Genomic DNA, 18,997 nt, shown 5'->3' on the forward strand with positions numbered 1-18,997 from the left:
TATACAAACTTTTTTGGAGAGTTTGATCTTGGCTCAGGACGAACGCTGGCGGCGTGCCTAATACATGCAAGTCGAGCGCGGGAAGCTAACTGATCCCCTTCGGGGGTGACGTTAGTGGAACGAGCGGCGGACGGGTGAGTAACACGTGGGCAACCTGCCTGTAAGATTGGGATAACTTGCGGAAACGTGAGCTAATACCGGATAATACTTTTCATCGCATGATGGAGAGTTTGAAAGACGGCTTCGGCTGTCACTTACAGATGGGCCCGCGGCGCATTAGTTAGTTGGTGAGGTAAAGGCTCACCAAGGCGACGATGCGTAGCCGACCTGAGAGGGTGATCGGCCACACTGGGACTGAGACACGGCCCAGACTCCTACGGGAGGCAGCAGTAGGGAATCTTCCGCAATGGACGAAAGTCTGACGGAGCAACGCCGCGTGAGTGAAGAAGGTTTTCGGATCGTAAAACTCTGTTGTTAGGGAAGAACAAGTATGATAGTAACTGATCATACCTTGACGGTACCTAACCAGAAAGCCACGGCTAACTACGTGCCAGCAGCCGCGGTAATACGTAGGTGGCAAGCGTTGTCCGGATTTATTGGGCGTAAAGCGCTCGCAGGCGGTCTTTTAAGTCTGATGTGAAATCTTGCGGCTTAACCGTGAGCGGTCATTGGAAACTGGAGGACTTGAGTACAGAAGAGGAGAGTGGAATTCCACGTGTAGCGGTGAAATGCGTAGAGATGTGGAGGAACACCAGTGGCGAAGGCGACTCTCTGGTCTGTAACTGACGCTGAGGAGCGAAAGCGTGGGTAGCGAACAGGATTAGATACCCTGGTAGTCCACGCCGTAAACGATGAGTGCTAGGTGTTAGAGGGTTTCCGCCCTTTAGTGCTGAAGTTAACGCATTAAGCACTCCGCCTGGGGAGTACGGCCGCAAGGCTGAAACTCAAAAGAATTGACGGGGACCCGCACAAGCGGTGGAGCATGTGGTTTAATTCGAAGCAACGCGAAGAACCTTACCAGGTCTTGACATCCTCTGACACTCCTAGAGATAGGATTTTCCCTTCGGGGACAGAGTGACAGGTGGTGCATGGTTGTCGTCAGCTCGTGTCGTGAGATGTTGGGTTAAGTCCCGCAACGAGCGCAACCCTTGATCTTAGTTGCCAGCATTCAGTTGGGCACTCTAAGGTGACTGCCGGTGACAAACCGGAGGAAGGTGGGGATGACGTCAAATCATCATGCCCCTTATGACCTGGGCTACACACGTGCTACAATGGATGGTACAAAGGGAAGCGAAACCGTGAGGTCAAGCAAATCCCATAAAACCATTCTCAGTTCGGATTGTAGGCTGCAACTCGCCTACATGAAGCCGGAATCGCTAGTAATCGCGGATCAGCATGCCGCGGTGAATACGTTCCCGGGTCTTGTACACACCGCCCGTCACACCACGAGAGTTGGTAACACCCGAAGTCGGTGAGGTAACCTTTTGGAGCCAGCCGCCGAAGGTGGGACCAATGATTGGGGTGAAGTCGTAACAAGGTAGCCGTATCGGAAGGTGCGGCTGGATCACCTCCTTTCTAAGGAAATGAAAAGCGTAAGCGACTGATTGCAGGAGCTGAAGCTGAATTATTACGGAACACCTTTCACAAGGTGAATATAAGGCATAATGGATTGTTTGGTTCAGTTTTGAGGGATCAATTCCTTCGTTTATATATGTACCTTGAAAACTAGATAAGAATGACAAGACATCAATCAAAAGGCTGAAGCAACTGATTATAGGAGCTGAAGCTAGATTATTTTTAGTAAAGCAAGGCTAATTTTATTAGCACGCTTATTCATTGTAACTTTAGTTAAGTGAATAAGGGCGCACGGTGGATGCCTTGGCACTAGGAGCTGATGAAGGACGGGACTAACACCGATATGCTTCGGGGAGCTGTAAGTAAGCATTGATCCGGAGATTTCCGAATGGGGAAACCCACTGTTCGTAATGGAACAGGACTTGTGTCTGAATACATAGGGCACAAGAGGCATACCTGGGGAACTGAAACATCTCAGTACCCAGAGGAAGAGAAAGCAAATGCGATTTCCCAAGTAGCGGCGAGCGAAACGGAAACAGCCCAAACCAGAGAGCTTGCTCTCTGGGGTTGTAGGACACTCCACATGGAGTTACAAAGGAATTCTTTAGACGAATCCATCTGGAAAGATGAGCCAAAGAGGGTAACAGCCCTGTAGTCAAAAAGAGAATTCTCTCCGGAGTGTATCCTGAGTACGGCGGAACACGTGGAATTCCGTCGGAATCCGGGAGGACCATCTCCCAAGGCTAAATACTCCCTAGTGACCGATAGTGAACCAGTACCGTGAGGGAAAGGTGAAAAGTACCCCGGAAGGGGAGTGAAAGAGTACCTGAAACCGTGTGCCTACAAGTAGTCGAAGCGCATTTACGCGTGACGGCGTACCTTTTGTAGAATGGACCGGCGAGTTACGATCGTATGCAAGGTTAAGTGGAAGACACGAAGCCGCAGCGAAAGCGAGTCTAAACAGGGCGAATGAGTATGCGGTCGTAGACCCGAAACCGTGTGATCTACCCATGTCCAGGGTGAAGGTCAGGTAACACTGACAGGAGGCCCGAACCCACGTATGTTGAAAAATGCGGGGATGAGGTGTGGGTAGGGGTGAAATGCCAATCGAACACGGAGATAGCTGGTTCTCTCCGAAATAGCTTTAGGGCTAGCCTCAAAGATTTGAGTACTGGAGGTAGAGCACTGATTGGACTAGGGGCCCTCATCGGGTTACCGAATTCAGTCAAACTCCGAATGCCAGCTACTTAGACTTGGGAGTCAGACTATGGGTGATAAGGTTCATAGTCGAAAGGGAAACAGCCCAGACCACCAGCTAAGGTCCCAAAGTATACGTTAAGTGGAAAAGGATGTGGAGTTGCTTAGACAACCAGGATGTTGGCTTAGAAGCAGCCATCATTTAAAGAGTGCGTAATAGCTCACTGGTCGAGTGACTCTGCGCCGAAAATGTACCGGGGCTAAACGTATCACCGAAGCTGTGGATTGTCTTTTAGACAATGGTAGGAGAGCGTTCTAAGTGCTGTGAAGTCAGACCGTGAGGACTGGTGGAGCGCTTAGAAGTGAGAATGCCGGTATGAGTAGCGAAAAAAGAGTGAGAATCTCTTTCACCGAATGCCTAAGGTTTCCTGAGGAAGGCTCGTCCTCTCAGGGTTAGTCGGGACCTAAGCCGAGGCCGAAAGGCGTAGGCGATGGACAACAGGCAGATATTCCTGTACCACCTCGTGATCGTTATGAGTGATGGGGGGACGCAGTAGGATAAGGAATGCGCACCGATGGACGTGTGCGCCCAAGCAGTGAGAAAGTCAGATAGGCAAATCCGTCTGGCCATTTCAAGCTGTGATGGGGAGGCAACTATAGCCGAAGTTCCGGATTTCACACTGCCGAGAAAAGCCTCTAGCCAGATCACAGGTGCCCGTACCGCAAACCGACACAGGTAGGCGAGGAGAGAATCCTAAGGTGAGCGGGAGAACTCTCGTTAAGGAACTCGGCAAAATGACCCCGTAACTTAGGGAGAAGGGGTGCTCTATAGAGATAGAGCCGCAGTGAATAGGCCCAAGCGACTGTTTAGCAAAAACACAGGTCTCTGCGAAGCCGAAAGGCGAAGTATAGGGGCTGACACCTGCCCGGTGCTGGAAGGTTAAGGGGAAGAGTTAGGACCTTTGGTCCGAAGCTTAGAACCGAAGCCCCAGTAAACGGCGGCCGTAACTATAACGGTCCTAAGGTAGCGAAATTCCTTGTCGGGTAAGTTCCGACCCGCACGAAAGGTGCAACGACTTGGGCACTGTCTCAACGAGAGACCCGGTGAAATTATACTATGCGTGAAGATGCGCATTACCCGCGACAGGACGGAAAGACCCCGTGGAGCTTTACTGTAGCCTGATATTGAATGTCTGTGCAGCTTGTACAGGATAGGTGGGAGCCTCAGAAGCGTGAGCGCCAGCTTACGTGGAGGCATCCGTGGGATACCACCCTGGCTGTATGGACCTTCTAACCCAGGACCGTGATCCGGTTCGGAGACAGTGTCAGGCGGGCAGTTTGACTGGGGCGGTCGCCTCCCAAAAGGTAACGGAGGCGCCCAAAGGTTCCCTCAGAATGGTTGGAAATCATTCGCAGAGTGTAAAGGCAGAAGGGAGCTTGACTGCGAGACCTACAAGTCGAGCAGGGACGAAAGTCGGGCTTAGTGATCCGGTGGTTCCGCATGGAAGGGCCATCGCTCAACGGATAAAAGCTACCCCGGGGATAACAGGCTTATCTCCCCCAAGAGTTCACATCGACGGGGAGGTTTGGCACCTCGATGTCGGCTCATCGCATCCTGGGGCTGTAGTCGGTCCCAAGGGTTGGGCTGTTCGCCCATTAAAGCGGTACGCGAGCTGGGTTCAGAACGTCGTGAGACAGTTCGGTCCCTATCCGTCGTGGGCGCCGGAAGTTTGAGAGGAGCTGTCCTTAGTACGAGAGGACCGGGATGGACATACCGCTGGTGTACCAGTTGTTCCGCCAGGAGCATAGCTGGGTAGCTACGTATGGTAAGGATAAGTGCTGAAAGCATCTAAGCATGAAGCCCCCCTCAAGATGAGACTTCCCATCACTTCTAAGTGAGTAAGATCCCTCAGGGACTATGAGGTAGATAGGTTCGAGGTGGAAGCGTGGTGACACGTGGAGCTGACGAATACTAATCGATCGAGGACTTAACTAANGGAAGACACGAAGCCGCAGCGAAAGCGAGTCTAAACAGGGCGAATGAGTATGCGGTCGTAGACCCGAAACCGTGTGATCTACCCATGTCCAGGGTGAAGGTCAGGTAACACTGACAGGAGGCCCGAACCCACGTATGTTGAAAAATGCGGGGATGAGGTGTGGGTAGGGGTGAAATGCCAATCGAACACGGAGATAGCTGGTTCTCTCCGAAATAGCTTTAGGGCTAGCCTCAAGGAAAGAGTACTGGAGGTAGAGCACTGATTGGACTAGGGGCCCTCATCGGGTTACCGAATTCAGTCAAACTCCGAATGCCAGCTACTTAGACTTGGGAGTCAGACTATGGGTGATAAGGTTCATAGTCGAAAGGGAAACAGCCCAGACCACCAGCTAAGGTCCCAAAGTATACGTTAAGTGGAAAAGGATGTGGAGTTGCTTAGACAACCAGGATGTTGGCTTAGAAGCAGCCATCATTTAAAGAGTGCGTAATAGCTCACTGGTCGAGTGACTCTGCGCCGAAAATGTACCGGGGCTAAACGTATCACCGAAGCTGTGGATTGTCTTTTAGACAATGGTAGGAGAGCGTTCTAAGTGCTGTGAAGTCAGACCGTGAGGACTGGTGGAGCGCTTAGAAGTGAGAATGCCGGTATGAGTAGCGAAAAAAGAGTGAGAATCTCTTTCACCGAATGCCTAAGGTTTCCTGAGGAAGGCTCGTCCTCTCAGGGTTAGTCGGGACCTAAGCCGAGGCCGAAAGGCGTAGGCGATGGACAACAGGCAGATATTCCTGTACCACCTCGTGATCGTTATGAGTGATGGGGGGACGCAGTAGGATAAGGAATGCGCACCGATGGACGTGTGCGCCCAAGCAGTGAGAAAGTCAGATAGGCAAATCCGTCTGGCCATTTCAAGCTGTGATGGGGAGGCAACTATAGCCGAAGTTCCGGATTTCACACTGCCGAGAAAAGCCTCTAGCCAGATCACAGGTGCCCGTACCGCAAACCGACACAGGTAGGCGAGGAGAGAATCCTAAGGTGAGCGGGAGAACTCTCGTTAAGGAACTCGGCAAAATGACCCCGTAACTTAGGGAGAAGGGGTGCTCTATAGAGATAGAGCCGCAGTGAATAGGCCCAAGCGACTGTTTAGCAAAAACACAGGTCTCTGCGAAGCCGAAAGGCGAAGTATAGGGGCTGACACCTGCCCGGTGCTGGAAGGTTAAGGGGAAGAGTTAGGACCTTTGGTCCGAAGCTTAGAACCGAAGCCCCAGTAAACGGCGGCCGTAACTATAACGGTCCTAAGGTAGCGAAATTCCTTGTCGGGTAAGTTCCGACCCGCACGAAAGGTGCAACGACTTGGGCACTGTCTCAACGAGAGACCCGGTGAAATTATACTATGCGTGAAGATGCGCATTACCCGCGACAGGACGGAAAGACCCCGTGGAGCTTTACTGTAGCCTGATATTGAATGTCTGTGCAGCTTGTACAGGATAGGTGGGAGCCTCAGAAGCGTGAGCGCCAGCTTACGTGGAGGCATCCGTGGGATACCACCCTGGCTGTATGGACCTTCTAACCCAGGACCGTGATCCGGTTCGGAGACAGTGTCAGGCGGGCAGTTTGACTGGGGCGGTCGCCTCCCAAAAGGTAACGGAGGCGCCCAAAGGTTCCCTCAGAATGGTTGGAAATCATTCGCAGAGTGTAAAGGCAGAAGGGAGCTTGACTGCGAGACCTACAAGTCGAGCAGGGACGAAAGTCGGGCTTAGTGATCCGGTGGTTCCGCATGGAAGGGCCATCGCTCAACGGATAAAAGCTACCCCGGGGATAACAGGCTTATCTCCCCCAAGAGTTCACATCGACGGGGAGGTTTGGCACCTCGATGTCGGCTCATCGCATCCTGGGGCTGTAGTCGGTCCCAAGGGTTGGGCTGTTCGCCCATTAAAGCGGTACGCGAGCTGGGTTCAGAACGTCGTGAGACAGTTCGGTCCCTATCCGTCGTGGGCGCTGGAAGTTTGAGAGGAGCTGTCCTTAGTACGAGAGGACCGGGATGGACATACCGCTGGTGTACCAGTTGTTCCGCCAGGAGCATAGCTGGGTAGCTACGTATGGTAAGGATAAGTGCTGAAAGCATCTAAGCATGAAGCCCCCCTCAAGATGAGACTTCCCATCACTTCTAAGTGAGTAAGATCCCTCAGGGACTATGAGGTAGATAGGTTCGAGGTGGAAGCGTGGTGACACGTGAAGCTGACGAATACTAATCGATCGAGGACTTAACTAAATTTTATATATGTCTTAAGTAATTCTTATCTAGTTTTGAAGGTACATAGCCTTATTTAAAAATTATTTAATTTGTCTAGTGGTAATAGCAGAGAGGTCACACCTGTTCCCATGCCGAACACAGTAGTTAAGCTCTCTAGCGCCGATGGTAGTTGGGGCTAACTCCCGCAAGAGTAGGACACTGCTAGACAATATATTTATATTTGGATTACTCCACATTAGCTTAACGGTTATGGTATAGACTGTTAATCGGTAGTAGCCTATTGTGGGGTTATTTTTTTGTGGAAAATAATTGGCCCGTTGGTCAAGTGGTTAAGACACCGCCCTTTCACGGCGGTAACACGGGTTCGAATCCCGTACGGGTCACCACTATTATATGGAGGATTAGCTCAGCTGGGAGAGCACCTGCCTTACAAGCAGGGGGTCACAGGTTCAAGTCCTGTATCCTCCACCATAGACTACTTTAACGAAATAATGGTCCGGTAGTTCAGTTGGTTAGAATGCCTGCCTGTCACGCAGGAGGTCGCGGGTTCGAGTCCCGTCCGGACCGCCATTAGTAAATAATTTAAATTAGCATTTACATATAATTTCTACTACCGGCTTATTGCTAAGCTAAGAGAGCACTTTTGTTGTAGTTTAGTAGAGTCTATATTTTGTAAAAAGATTACAGTTAGGGAGGATACGAACTGTAATCTTTTTTATTACGGAAAATATAATATTTATCGTAGTTTCAGGGGCATTAATACATACCGATGGAAGATACACTTTATGGTTGTGGGTTAATTTTTAACTAGAAACAGATAAATGGTATTGGTTTCTATTGAATATATAAGCAAATAGTTATATGATTATCGAGTGATTAACTGGCTGTAAGGCCCCTTAACGAGAAGAATTCGAGATACGCCAAGAAGTATAAACGGGAATCGGGCAGCTGGTAAACTCATGATTCGGTCATCTAAAATCAGTGAAATTTGACTTTATAAATTGGTAAGGAAGGGGGCATTCAATGCTAGAAACAATCGTTGACATAGAAAAGGCAGGAGCTATCTTAAAATTACTCGGAGATAAGACAAGGCTAACAATGATGAAGATATTAGATAGTCAGTCCTGTTGTGTTTGTGAGTTTGTTGAAATTTTTGAAATGAGTCAGCCATCTATTAGCCAACATTTGAGAAAACTGAGGGACATTAGACTGGTTCAAGAAGAACGAAAAGGACAATGGATTTTTTATCATATTAATAAAGAGCATGAATATTATCCGTTAGTTCAGAGGATTTTAGAACTATTACCAGATCAACGTGCAAAGTTAAAGGAATTAGAAGCAAAAGGCACACGTATTACCTGTAAGTAGTTCAGATTTGGAGGTATTGATTTTGACCGTTACATCACTTTTAGCATTCATTATTTTCTTAGCTACACTGATACTTGTCATTTGGCAACCAAGAGGATTGTCTATTGGCTGGTCAGCTATAGGTGGAGCTATTTTGGCATTACTAGTTGGAGTTGTTGATTTTGGTGATGTTATGGAAGTCACTCAAATCGTTTGGAATGCAACTCTCGCATTCGTTGCTATCATTATTATTTCATTAATCTTAGATGAAATTGGTTTATTTGAGTGGGCTGCACTACATATGGCTCGTGTTGCAAAAGGTAATGGGGTCAGGATGTTTGTCTATATTAGTATTTTAGGTTCCATTGTTGCAGCATTTTTTGCAAATGATGGGGCAGCACTTATTTTGACGCCTATTGTCCTAGCCATGGTAAGGAATTTGAATTTTTCAGAAAAGACGATTTTCCCTTTTATTATGGCAAGTGGATTTATTGCTGATACCACTTCATTGCCACTAGTTGTTAGTAACTTAGTTAATATCGTATCAGCTGACTTTTTTGGAATAGGCTTTGTTGAATATGCATCGATAATGATTATTCCAAATATATTCTCTCTTATCGCAACTATTACGGTATTATTGATTTACTTTAGAAAAAGTATACCGAAAAACTACGATATGTCTAAATTAGATAAACCAGAACAAGCCATAAAGGATTATAAGATGTTTCGAATATCTTGGTTCGTGTTAGTTATACTATTGATTGGCTATTTAGGAAGTGAGTTCATTAAAGTTCCGGTATCCTTTGTTGCAGGGGCAGTTGCTATTTTCCTTTTAGTGATTGCAAGGAAAAGTAAAGCAGTCAACACGAAAGCCGTTGTTAAGGGCGCGCCATGGAATATTGTGTTTTTCTCCATTGGGATGTATGTTGTCGTTTATGGATTGGGGAATGCAGGTTTAACATCATTATTAGCAACTTTAATTGAGACAGCTGCTGAGCAAGGATTGTTTGTTGCTACCATTTCAATGGGATTCATTGCAGCTATTCTGTCTTCTGTGATGAACAACATGCCAACCGTTATGATTGACGCACTGGCAATCTTAGAAACTAATACTTCAGGAATCCTAAGGGAAGCACTTGTGTATGCCAATGTGATTGGTTCAGACCTAGGACCGAAAATTACACCGATAGGTTCTCTTGCTACATTAGTGTGGCTTCATGTTCTATCACAAAAGGGAGTTAGGATTTCCTGGGGAACTTATTTTAAAACAGGGATAGTTCTTACCATCCCTATATTGTTTATCACACTTTTAGGTCTGTATATTACATTAAGGATGTATTAACTATACCTATGAAAGGAATTATAATTATGGCTAAAAAATCAATTTACTTTTTATGTACGGGGAACTCTTGTAGGAGCCAAATGGCAGAAGGATGGGCGAAGAAATATTTGGGAGACGAATGGGAAGTTCGTAGTGCAGGGATTGAGGCGCATGGACTGAACCCCAATGCAGTAAAGGCGATGAATGAAGTTGGCATTGATATTTCTAAGCAATCATCAGAAAAAATAGATACTGATTTTCTGAATAAAGCCGATTTGGCAGTTACGCTATGTGGAGATGCTAAAGATCGTTGTCCAATGACACCCCCACAGGTGAAACGGGAACATTGGGGATTTGATGATCCTGCAAAGGCGGAAGGAACAGAAGAAGAGGTATGGACTGTGTTCCAACGGGTACGTGATGAAATCGGGGAAAGAATGAAGCGATTTGCCGAGACTGGAGAGTAATGATCAAAGGGCTGACTTTTCATAAAGTTGGTCTTTTTTACGTGTTAAATAAGGTATAAAAAAGCCTCATCTTCAAAAACTAATTCTAAAGGAATAGGAGGTAAACAATGGCCAATAGAAATCAGTCGAAAAAGAATAATCAATTTAAAGAAAACAGGAACCATGGAGAAACGAGAAATGGAAGAAAGAGCCAGTATAAAAATTCAAATCCACATGGAAATGCAACACCAAATGAATACCTAAACAGTGAGGATTTATAAAGAGGGTTTTTCATCATATCTAAAAAGTCAGTGTAGCCCATGTTAAGGGATTGCACTGACTTTTTAGTCCGTATTACCTAATAAAGCATAATCTACTCCCATTCTTCACCTTGGGAATAGCCTTTGGTTACTTCTTAACATTTGGTGGTTCTTTCATTTTTCCAGTTACTTTATCGTCTGTGACATGCACTTGACATGTTTTTCCACGGTTATTGACAAACTTAAAAATCCCATTGTTAAAATCTGTTCCAATTTCTTTATAAAATATACCTTCATAAAGATTATCTTTTGATCGTGTAAAACGTAATCGATAGGTGTCACCGTCTTTTTGTAAAAATCCACGGACTCCCTTTTCATATGAAGTATCATCTTCACCTTTCAGTGTACGGTCAATGGATACAATATGAATATCGATGAACGTCAATTCTCGTAATAATACATTTACAAAAGAGCCCTTCGTAATTTCTTCCCACCTGTTTTGAGGGCTTTGGCCAATGATAATTTGAGTAATATTAAGGTTATGGGCGACTTCCTTAATAGCTTTGACGGAGGAACGACTTTCATTATCGCGAATGAGAAACTCATCTACATCTAAATCATCACATAATTCCTTCCACCGCTCAATATATCCCGATTTCTCAGCATCAAATTCATCATAAGGTTTTTGATCAACCGTTAATACATATAATGGGCAATCCATTATTTGGGCAAGTTTATGACCACGTTTAATTAATCGTTCACCATTAGGACCATAGTAAACACACACAAGAATACTTTCGTCCATACGACCTTTTATTTTTTTCATGACGGCAATTTCACCTCTTAAATTTCAATCCATGAATAATAGTATTTTATCAATTAAAACTGTATTAGTTTAACACGTTATTTAACTTCCGTGAACCCTCAAATTTTAACAAAAGTGTAAGTCCGTTTCTGTTAATGGATTATGTGTAATATTTTTTATCTTTTTACCTTTAAATAGTATTTGTTAATTATATGTTTCTATAATCATAAGTGATTTATAAAATAAATACAATATTTGTGGTTTTGAATAATGCTACAAATGTGCATTGTTAAAAATACTGCGTTATAATTAGGAGTGTTGATAAAAAATATAGTTTGTCTTTTCAATAAATCCTTTAAAACTTTTTATCATTATCTCCGTGTAACTGCAAGGATAGATTCTGCGGTTAGTTTTTTGAAAAACCCCTTCAAATTTTACATTCATAAAAGTGAATTTTTTAACCATAATAATACTTAATTACTATATATGCAATACATTCTTAGATGTTATAGCGTAGGAAGTTATTGGCATTTTTATCATAATAGAATCAGACGGTTTTGAAATGGAGGATCCGATTTTGATCACTGTGAATTTAGCAATCATTATTCCCTTTTTAGCTGCTATATTAGTCCCCTTTTTACATAAAACAATAAAAAGGATTCATATTGGGTGGTTTGTATTCATTATTTCATCAGCACTGTTTATCTTTCTTATCCGATACATTCCCAATATAGCTAATGGGGATACATACCTTTACACGATTCGATGGATTCCATCGTACAACATTAATTTCACCACTTACTTAGATGGCTTGAGTTTAATCTTTGCCCTATTAATTACCGGTATAGGTGCACTTGTGACCATTTACTCCATCAATTATTTGTCCAGTGATGAAAACCTCAGCCATTTTTACTCATACTTATTATTGTTTATGGGTGCAATGCTTGGTGTTGTATTTTCAGACAATATCATGATTTTATATGTGTTTTGGGAATTAACAAGTATTTCCTCCTTCTTATTAATTGCTTTTTGGTATCATCGGAAAAGATCAAGAGAAGGTGCGCAAAAATCTTTGTTAATTACGGTTAGTGGTGGCTTTGCAATGCTTGTTGGTTTTATTATGCTTTTTGTAATGACGGAAACGATGAGTGTTCGGGAAATTATTGCAACAGTGCCAAACTTTAACGAGCATCCACTCTTCATTCCAGCTTTGATATTGATTTTACTTGGTGCATTTACCAAATCCGTACAATTTCCTTTCCATATTTGGCTACCAACTGCAATGGAGGCACCGACTCCTGTTAGTGCTTATTTACACTCAGCTACAATGGTGAAAGCAGGGATTTATTTAGTTGCTAGGTTTACTCCTGTTTTTGGTGGAGAACTAACATGGTTTTGGCTCGTTACTGGAATAGGTTTATTGACAATGTTTTGGGGGTCATTTAATGCCATTAGGCAAACGGATCTTAAAGCACTTTTGGCCTATTCAACAATTAGTCAGCTTGGCATGATCATGAGTATGTTTGGTATGAGTTCAGCTGCATTGCAAAATGGTTATTCCCTTGATTCTGTCGTTTATACACAAGCAGCATTCGCTGCATTATTCCATTTAATGAATCATTCCACATTTAAAGGTGCATTATTTATGGTTGTAGGTATTGTTGACCATGAATTAGGAACACGTGACATACGAAGACTAGGTGGATTAGCCACGTTGATGCCTATCACCTTTACCATAGCTATAATAGGAAGTTTTTCTATGGCGGGCCTCCCACCGTTTAATGGTTTCTTGAGTAAGGAGATGTTTTTTACAGCAGCATTAAATATAAGTAATCTCCAATTTTCTTCAGAAACATGGATGAATTTGATTCCAATCGTTGCTTGGGTAGCTAGTATATTTACGTTTGTTTATTGCATGATTTTTGTTTTCAAAACGTTTCTTGGTAACTATCAGGAAGAAAAATTGGAGCATCCTGCATATGAAGCACCTTTTGGTATGCTTATATCTCCTGCAATTCTAGGGGCGCTCGTTATATTGATTTTCTTCTTTCCAAATGTACTTGGCGAATATGTACTTACACCTGCTATGTATAGTATTTTTCCATATATGAATGGGGAACTTGGTCTACATATAAACCAATGGCATGGATTTAATACTGAATTAATGCTAACAATAGGAGTTATTATTTTAGGTACACTCTTATATATTTCCCTCCGTCACTGGAAAAAAATATACCGGCTCCTACCAGAAAAATGGTCGTTTAACACGTTGTATGGAAATGTTTTAGAGAAGACAGAAAGTATATCAAACGCAGTTACTAATTCCTATATGACTGGGTATCTTCGGGACTATATGGTTTATATTTATCTTTTCTTTATCATTGCAGTAGGTGGAACATTATTCCGTACTCAGTCGTTTTTATTTAATATCGAGGGCAACTCTGAAATTACGGGATTTGAATTGCTAATTACATTAGCAATGATGATTGCTGCTGTTGCTATTCTATTAGCGAAGTCACGCTTAACAGCTATAATATTGAATAGTGTAATAGGATACGGTATTGCTATTCTATTTGTAATATTTCGTGCTCCAGATTTAGCATTAACTCAAACCATTATAGAGACTGTTACTACGGTCTTATTTTTGGCTGCTTATTATTTTCTACCAGAGTGGAAAAAGGAAGAAAGTAAAAAGCGTTCCAAAGGGGTAAATGCTATTATTTCTGTTGCTGTCGGAGTGATCTTCACAACGATTGCATTAGCTGTTCAAAACGGAAAGTTATTTGAAAGTATCTCTTATTTCTATGAGAATTCCTATGAACTTGCTGGTGGTAATAATATTGTGAATGCAATTCTTGGAGATTTTAGAGCGTTTGATACAATGCTCGAGGTTGTTGTGCTACTCATTGCAGGTCTCGGTGTTTATACTTTTATCAAATTGAAGGCAAGAAAGGGGGATAAACCCCTTGAAGACAAATAATGTAATTTTAAGAGCAGTTGTAAAAGTAGTTGTATTTATTATCCTAACATTGGCTGTATATTTATTCCTTACTGGGCACCACAGTCCTGGTGGTGGGTTCAGTGGTGGCCTAGTTTTGGCATCGGCTTTTGTTTTATTATTTATCTCCTTTGATATTGAAACAATTCGACAGGCAATACCCTTCGATTTTAAAAGGGTCGCAGCATTAGGAGCATTTATTTCCGTTTTAACAGGTTTTGGGTCGTTTATATTTGGTGAGCCATTTTTATCGCAATCCTTTGCTTACTTTGACCTTCCCTTTTTTGGAGAAACGGAACTTACTACTGTGACTATATTTGAAGCGGGAATTGCTCTTGTTGTCGTAGGTGTAGTTGTAACAATCATTTTAAGTATAGTTGAGGATGTGTAATCTATGGAAACTATCATCACCATCCTGACAGGTGTTTTGGTAACGGTGGCCACATATTTAATACTCTCTAGGAGTGTGCTTCGGGTTATATTAGGAACGGCTGTTCTTTCACATGCAGCCCACTTACTAATTATGACGATGGGAAGAGGGCTTAAGAATGGTACGGTCCCAGTTTTAGGAGAAAAAGGGACCACATTTGTCGATGCACTTCCTCAAGCACTTATTTTAACTTCTATTGTCATCAGTTTTGCTGTGACAGCCATATTATTAGTTCTGGCTTATCGTACATACCGTGAAACAGGAACAGATAATCTATTTGAATTGAGAGGTTTTAAAGATGAATAATATGATTGTCTTACCAATGGCTATTCCTGTTTTAGCAGGTATCCTTTTCATTTTCTTTCGTAACAACATTTATTTACAAAGATGGATTAGCCTATTCGTGATGGTCGCTAACATAGGAATCGTTGCTTACTTATTAAATCGAGTCCAAACAGAAGGTGTTTTGAGATTGGACTTTGGGGGCTGGGAGCCTCCATTTGGCATATTATTTGTTGCAGATTCCTTCTCACTTATTCTTGTGATGACAACTAGTATCGTTGCAGCGATTTGCTTATTATATTCCTTTTCGTCCATTGGAAAAGCCCGTGAAAATATGTTCTTTTATTCCTTTGTGAACTTTTTAGTTGCGGGTGTGAATGGATCATTCTTAACAGGAGACTTGTTTAATCTATATGTTTGTTTTGAGATTATGTTGCTTGCATCTTATGTTCTTATTGCACTAGGAGGCAAAAAAGCGCAATTAAGAGAATCCATCAAATATGTGATAATTAATGTATTATCATCTTGGTTTTTCCTTGTTGCAATTGCTTTTCTATACGGTTCAGTTGGAACACTAAATATGGCACATATTTCAGAGCGGATTTCTGAGTCGGGACAAACCCCGCTGTTAACAGTTATTAGCATTGTATTTCTAACCGTTTTTGCCCTAAAAGCAGGACTATTACTTTACTTTTGGCTTCCAGGTTCATATAGTGTTGCTCCAACGGCAGTTGCAGCTCTGTTTGGAGGACTTTTAACAAAGGTTGGAATCTATGCTATGTTTCGTGTATTTACGTTATTCTTTTATCATGAACCGTCCATCACGCATACATTTATTGGGGTATTGGCAGCATTAACCTTGATAGGCGGAAGTATTGGAGCAGTTGCCTACAAAGATATAAGGTTAATTGTGACGTATAATGTAGTGATTGCTGTTGGCTTTATTCTAGTAGGGCTAGCTGTTGCAACGCCGGAAGCAATGGAAGGGTCTATCTACTACCTTATACATGACATGATTGTAAAATCACTATTGTTCTTATTGGCCGGTACGATGATTACAGTGACTGGTACCACTAAAATCGACGAGATGAGTGGTTTGATACGAAATTATCCTCTAATGGGCTGGATGTTCTTTATTGTAATGTTATCTTTAGCAGGTATTCCACCATTAAGCGGCTTCATTGGAAAAGTATTGGTAGGCGAAGGAGCAGTAAATGCAGGATCTTATATTTTACTAGCATTGGCTTTCCTATCAAGTATCTTTGTTCTCTATTCTCTTCTTCGTGTTTTTCTTCAATGCTTTTGGGGAGAAACCATCATTAGTACAGAAGATGAAGTACCGGTGAAAAAAGGCTGGATGATTCCGTGCGCTATACTGACTATAGCTACGATTGGAATAGGTTTAGGCGCAGAATCACTTTATTTATATGTTAGTGATGCAGCTAATACATTATTAAACCCGCAAATTTATATTGATGCTGTTCTATATGAGTAATTCGAGATATGCTAATCCTTAAAGTACATTTTTAGGAGGTACTTATCATGCCCGCCCAGTTTATCATGAATTTAGCCATCGCATTCTTGTGGACCTTTTTCCAAGATGAAGACCAGTTTTATGTTACAACATTTGTTACTGGTTACCTTGTTGGACTAGGTATTATTTATTTAATGCATCGTTTTTTTGGGGAACGTTTTTATTTAGGACGATTGTTTGCTTTCATCAAATTGATTTTCATATTTATTTCAGAGCTAATGCAATCTAGTGTTCAAGTTCTAGCGAAGATAGTAAGCCCTAAAATGAATATTAATCCAGGAATAATAAGATATGAAACAGAGTTAAGAGGAGAATGGGAGGTTCCCCTACTAGCCCTTCTTTTGATTTTAACACCTGGATCTGTTGTTATTGAGGTTACACCTGAAGGAGATGCATTTTATATTCACGCCATTGATGTTAAGGAATCACGAGAGAATTTAATTAAATCATTAGGTAAATTTGAAAGAGCGATTATGGAGGTGACTAGGTAATGATAGATGCCATGCTATATGCAGCACTTACATTATTTGGTGTTGCCATCGTCATAACATTATATCGTATTGTTGTCGGACCAAGTTTACCCGACAGGATTATTGCCTTGGACATGATAGGAGTAAATCTTATCACAGCCATTGCTATTATCTCGGTTATCTTGGGTACAAAGGCCTTCCTTGATGTTATCCTTATTTTGGGAATTTTGGCGTTTATTAGTACGATCGCTTTCTCTAAATATATTGAGAGGGGCGTTATTATTGATCGTAAACGAGATGATTGAATTTATAGCAGCGTTATTTATTTTAATCGGTTCTATATTGGCTGTTATTAGTGCGATAGGAGTAATCCGTTTTCCTGATGTATATTCACGCTCACATGCCGCAACCAAATCTTCAACACTGGCTGTATTAATAACCTTATCTGGAGTCTTTGTATACTTCTGGATAACAGAATCTTTCTTTAGTGTTCGGATCATTTTAGGAATTCTTTTTGTGTTTTTAACTTCCCCTGTATCGGGACACTTAATATCACGAGCGGCATATAGAGGAAAGGTGAAAATGACAAAACAAACGTATGAAGATGAATTGATGGTTGCCATACGGAAGAGAAATGCGGATAAAGATTATGAAGGCGGAAATCATTCCTGATTTCCGCCTTCATTTGCTTCACTATAATAGGTTAATTAATATAGGGGTAATAATGGAAACGACTACTGCACTAATAATCATGGCAATGGAGCTAATGGAACCTTCAATATCGCTATTTTCTAGGGCGGTTGCGGTTCCGATAGCGTGAGAAGCACTACCTAATCCTATGCCTTTGCCAACATAATGATTGATTTTGGATAGCCTAAAAATATATTCACTTAATACACCACCAAAAATACCTGCAATCATAACAAATACGGCGGCTAGAGATGTGATTCCTCCAACTGACTCGGTTATGGCCATCGAAACAGGGGTAGTAACGGATTTGGAGCTGATTGTATAAATAACCTCCGATTCAAAACCTGCCCATTTAGCAAGTAATATACCTGAGGTAACCCCAACAAATGCCCCGATTAATGTTCCGCTAATGATGGGAATAACCAGTTTTTTTAATAAATGTCTTTCTTTATATAAAGGATATGCTAGGGCAACAACTGCAGGTCCAAGTAGTTCACTAATCCAACCCCCACCAGTCATATACGTTTCATATGAAATACGAAATAGGCTTAACAGAAGGATAATAACTACCGTTGATATAAGAATGGGGAGTGTGAATGGATTATCCATTTTTTTATGAACCTTTACAGTACCAATATAAATAAGTAGTGTAGCAATAATTATAATAACCTCAATGAAAAAGTTAATCATGTTCATGCTTGATTTCCTTTCTTCTAGCCATGGATTGGCTTATTAATCCAGAGCTAATCATTACTAAGAGAGTACTAAAAATAACAATGACGACGAGAAGGAAACCTTTACCTTTAAATAATTCAAAGTAATTGATAATCCCTACAGTAACGGGGATGAAAAATAAGGTAAGGTGTTTATTCATAAATACTAACCCATCCTCCAACCACGATACTTTTACGATATTGGTAAAAAGGAATAGAAAGAGCAGAACCATTCCTATAACACTACCGGGAATGAATAGATTAAAAGTTTGCTGGATAAAGTTCCCTAATTGATAGAAACAATATAAGATTGCAACATGCAACGTAATTTTAATGAATTTCAACACTACGTACACCTCTAAGTTTATTAATAAATTCTAGTATAGCAATAAAAAAACACAAAAAGAAGAAGTTTAGTAGATAGAATATGACGTTTCCTAGGAAATAATAAAGGTTTCAAAATAAAGATAGAAAATACACTTCATAAAAGTAGTTCATACTTCCCAATTTGTTGACAGAAAAAACAATTATTCATGGTCGTTTGACATTTTTCTTTATAAATTCCTAAGACAAAATAATCAAATTTACAAAATCTTAACATGCACATCATACTCCCTTTACATTGAACCACTATACTATGAATTGTAACGGGGAAAACTCGTTAATAAATTTAAAGTTCATATT

The 18,997-nt window shown here is 41.9% G+C and carries 14 protein-coding genes, 3 tRNA genes and 3 rRNA genes; 17 read left to right on the plus strand and 3 right to left on the minus strand.

What is annotated here, in order from left to right:
- Positions 1-10: 10 nt before the first annotated feature.
- The 10 genes from CAO17_RS17690 to CAO17_RS21160 all read left to right on the plus strand — a co-directional run bounded on the left by CAO17_RS17690 (position 11) and on the right by CAO17_RS21160 (position 10,412).
- Positions 11-1,575: ribosomal RNA gene (locus CAO17_RS17690) — 16S ribosomal RNA — on the plus strand.
- Positions 1,576-1,860: 285 nt separating this feature from the next.
- Positions 1,861-4,756 (plus strand): 23S ribosomal RNA (locus CAO17_RS21465).
- The 16S and 23S rRNA genes sit together here, the layout of an rRNA operon.
- 2,353 nt (positions 4,757-7,109) lie before the next feature.
- Positions 7,110-7,224, plus strand: a 5S ribosomal RNA gene (rrf, locus tag CAO17_RS17700).
- Between the two features lie 104 nt (positions 7,225-7,328).
- A tRNA-Glu gene (locus CAO17_RS17705) sits at positions 7,329-7,403 on the plus strand.
- A gap of 9 nt (positions 7,404-7,412) precedes the next feature.
- Positions 7,413-7,488: transfer RNA gene (locus tag CAO17_RS17710), tRNA-Val, on the plus strand.
- Between the two features lie 22 nt (positions 7,489-7,510).
- Positions 7,511-7,587 (plus strand) — tRNA-Asp (locus CAO17_RS17715).
- A 453-nt stretch (positions 7,588-8,040) separates the two neighbouring features.
- On the plus strand, positions 8,041-8,385 hold the full coding sequence (locus tag CAO17_RS17720; RefSeq protein WP_085993889.1) for an ArsR/SmtB family transcription factor: 345 nt from the start codon (positions 8,041-8,043) through the stop codon (positions 8,383-8,385).
- 22 nt (positions 8,386-8,407) lie between these two features.
- Positions 8,408-9,706, plus strand: coding sequence for an arsenic transporter (locus CAO17_RS17725; protein WP_085993890.1), 1,299 nt, complete (start codon positions 8,408-8,410; stop codon positions 9,704-9,706).
- A gap of 26 nt (positions 9,707-9,732) precedes the next feature.
- Positions 9,733-10,152, plus strand: a complete 420-nt coding sequence (gene arsC, locus CAO17_RS17730; protein WP_085993891.1) for an arsenate reductase (thioredoxin) — start codon at positions 9,733-9,735, stop codon at positions 10,150-10,152.
- Between the two features lie 107 nt (positions 10,153-10,259).
- On the plus strand, positions 10,260-10,412 hold the full coding sequence (locus tag CAO17_RS21160; protein WP_179151981.1) for a hypothetical protein: 153 nt from the start codon (positions 10,260-10,262) through the stop codon (positions 10,410-10,412).
- Positions 10,413-10,539: 127 nt separating this feature from the next.
- Here CAO17_RS21160 and CAO17_RS17735 read toward each other — a convergent pair whose 3' ends face one another.
- Positions 10,540-11,217 (minus strand): adenine nucleotide alpha hydrolase family protein, encoded by a 678-nt coding sequence (locus CAO17_RS17735; RefSeq protein ID WP_085993892.1) that lies wholly within the window; start codon positions 11,215-11,217, stop codon positions 10,540-10,542.
- A 556-nt stretch (positions 11,218-11,773) separates the two neighbouring features.
- Here CAO17_RS17735 and CAO17_RS17740 point away from each other — a divergent pair.
- Genes CAO17_RS17740 through CAO17_RS17770 form a run of 7 tightly spaced genes read left to right on the plus strand, consistent with a single transcriptional unit; the run spans position 11,774 to position 17,582 of the window.
- Positions 11,774-14,176 carry a Na+/H+ antiporter subunit A gene (locus tag CAO17_RS17740; protein WP_179151982.1) on the plus strand — a complete coding sequence of 801 codons (2,403 nt, stop codon included), beginning with the start codon at positions 11,774-11,776 and terminating at the stop codon, positions 14,174-14,176.
- Positions 14,163-14,585: a Na(+)/H(+) antiporter subunit B gene (locus tag CAO17_RS17745; protein ID WP_085993894.1), complete on the plus strand. Its 423-nt coding sequence runs from the start codon at positions 14,163-14,165 to the stop codon at positions 14,583-14,585. The genes CAO17_RS17740 and CAO17_RS17745 overlap by 14 nt, the downstream gene beginning before the upstream one ends.
- A 3-nt stretch (positions 14,586-14,588) precedes the next feature.
- Complete coding sequence (locus CAO17_RS17750) at positions 14,589-14,930, plus strand: Na(+)/H(+) antiporter subunit C (RefSeq protein ID WP_085993895.1); 342 nt, start codon at positions 14,589-14,591, stop codon at positions 14,928-14,930.
- Positions 14,923-16,401 (plus strand): Na+/H+ antiporter subunit D, encoded by a 1,479-nt coding sequence (locus CAO17_RS17755; RefSeq protein WP_085993896.1) that lies wholly within the window; start codon positions 14,923-14,925, stop codon positions 16,399-16,401. Before CAO17_RS17750 ends, CAO17_RS17755 begins: the two co-directional genes overlap by 8 nt.
- Positions 16,402-16,448: 47 nt before the next feature.
- Positions 16,449-16,931, plus strand: a complete 483-nt coding sequence (locus CAO17_RS17760; RefSeq protein ID WP_085993897.1) for a Na+/H+ antiporter subunit E — start codon at positions 16,449-16,451, stop codon at positions 16,929-16,931.
- Entirely contained in the window at positions 16,931-17,215 is a 285-nt protein-coding gene (locus CAO17_RS17765) for a Na(+)/H(+) antiporter subunit F1 (RefSeq protein WP_085993898.1), read from the plus strand. Before CAO17_RS17760 ends, CAO17_RS17765 begins: the two co-directional genes overlap by 1 nt.
- Positions 17,193-17,582: a Na+/H+ antiporter subunit G gene (locus CAO17_RS17770; RefSeq protein WP_085993899.1), complete on the plus strand. Its 390-nt coding sequence runs from the start codon at positions 17,193-17,195 to the stop codon at positions 17,580-17,582. Before CAO17_RS17765 ends, CAO17_RS17770 begins: the two co-directional genes overlap by 23 nt.
- 21 nt (positions 17,583-17,603) lie before the next feature.
- Here the strand turns inward: CAO17_RS17770 and CAO17_RS17775 are convergent, their stop codons facing one another.
- Positions 17,604-18,296 carry an LrgB family protein gene (locus tag CAO17_RS17775; RefSeq protein ID WP_342744217.1) on the minus strand — a complete coding sequence of 231 codons (693 nt, stop codon included), beginning with the start codon at positions 18,294-18,296 and terminating at the stop codon, positions 17,604-17,606.
- Complete coding sequence (locus CAO17_RS17780; protein WP_085993900.1) at positions 18,283-18,660, minus strand: CidA/LrgA family protein; 378 nt, start codon at positions 18,658-18,660, stop codon at positions 18,283-18,285. Before CAO17_RS17780 ends, CAO17_RS17775 begins: the two co-directional genes overlap by 14 nt.
- Positions 18,661-18,997: the final 337 nt, after the last annotated feature.

It is taken from the genome of Oceanobacillus senegalensis (genome assembly GCF_900176885.1).
Lineage (GTDB): Bacteria > Bacillota > Bacilli > Bacillales > Amphibacillaceae > Oceanobacillus > Oceanobacillus senegalensis.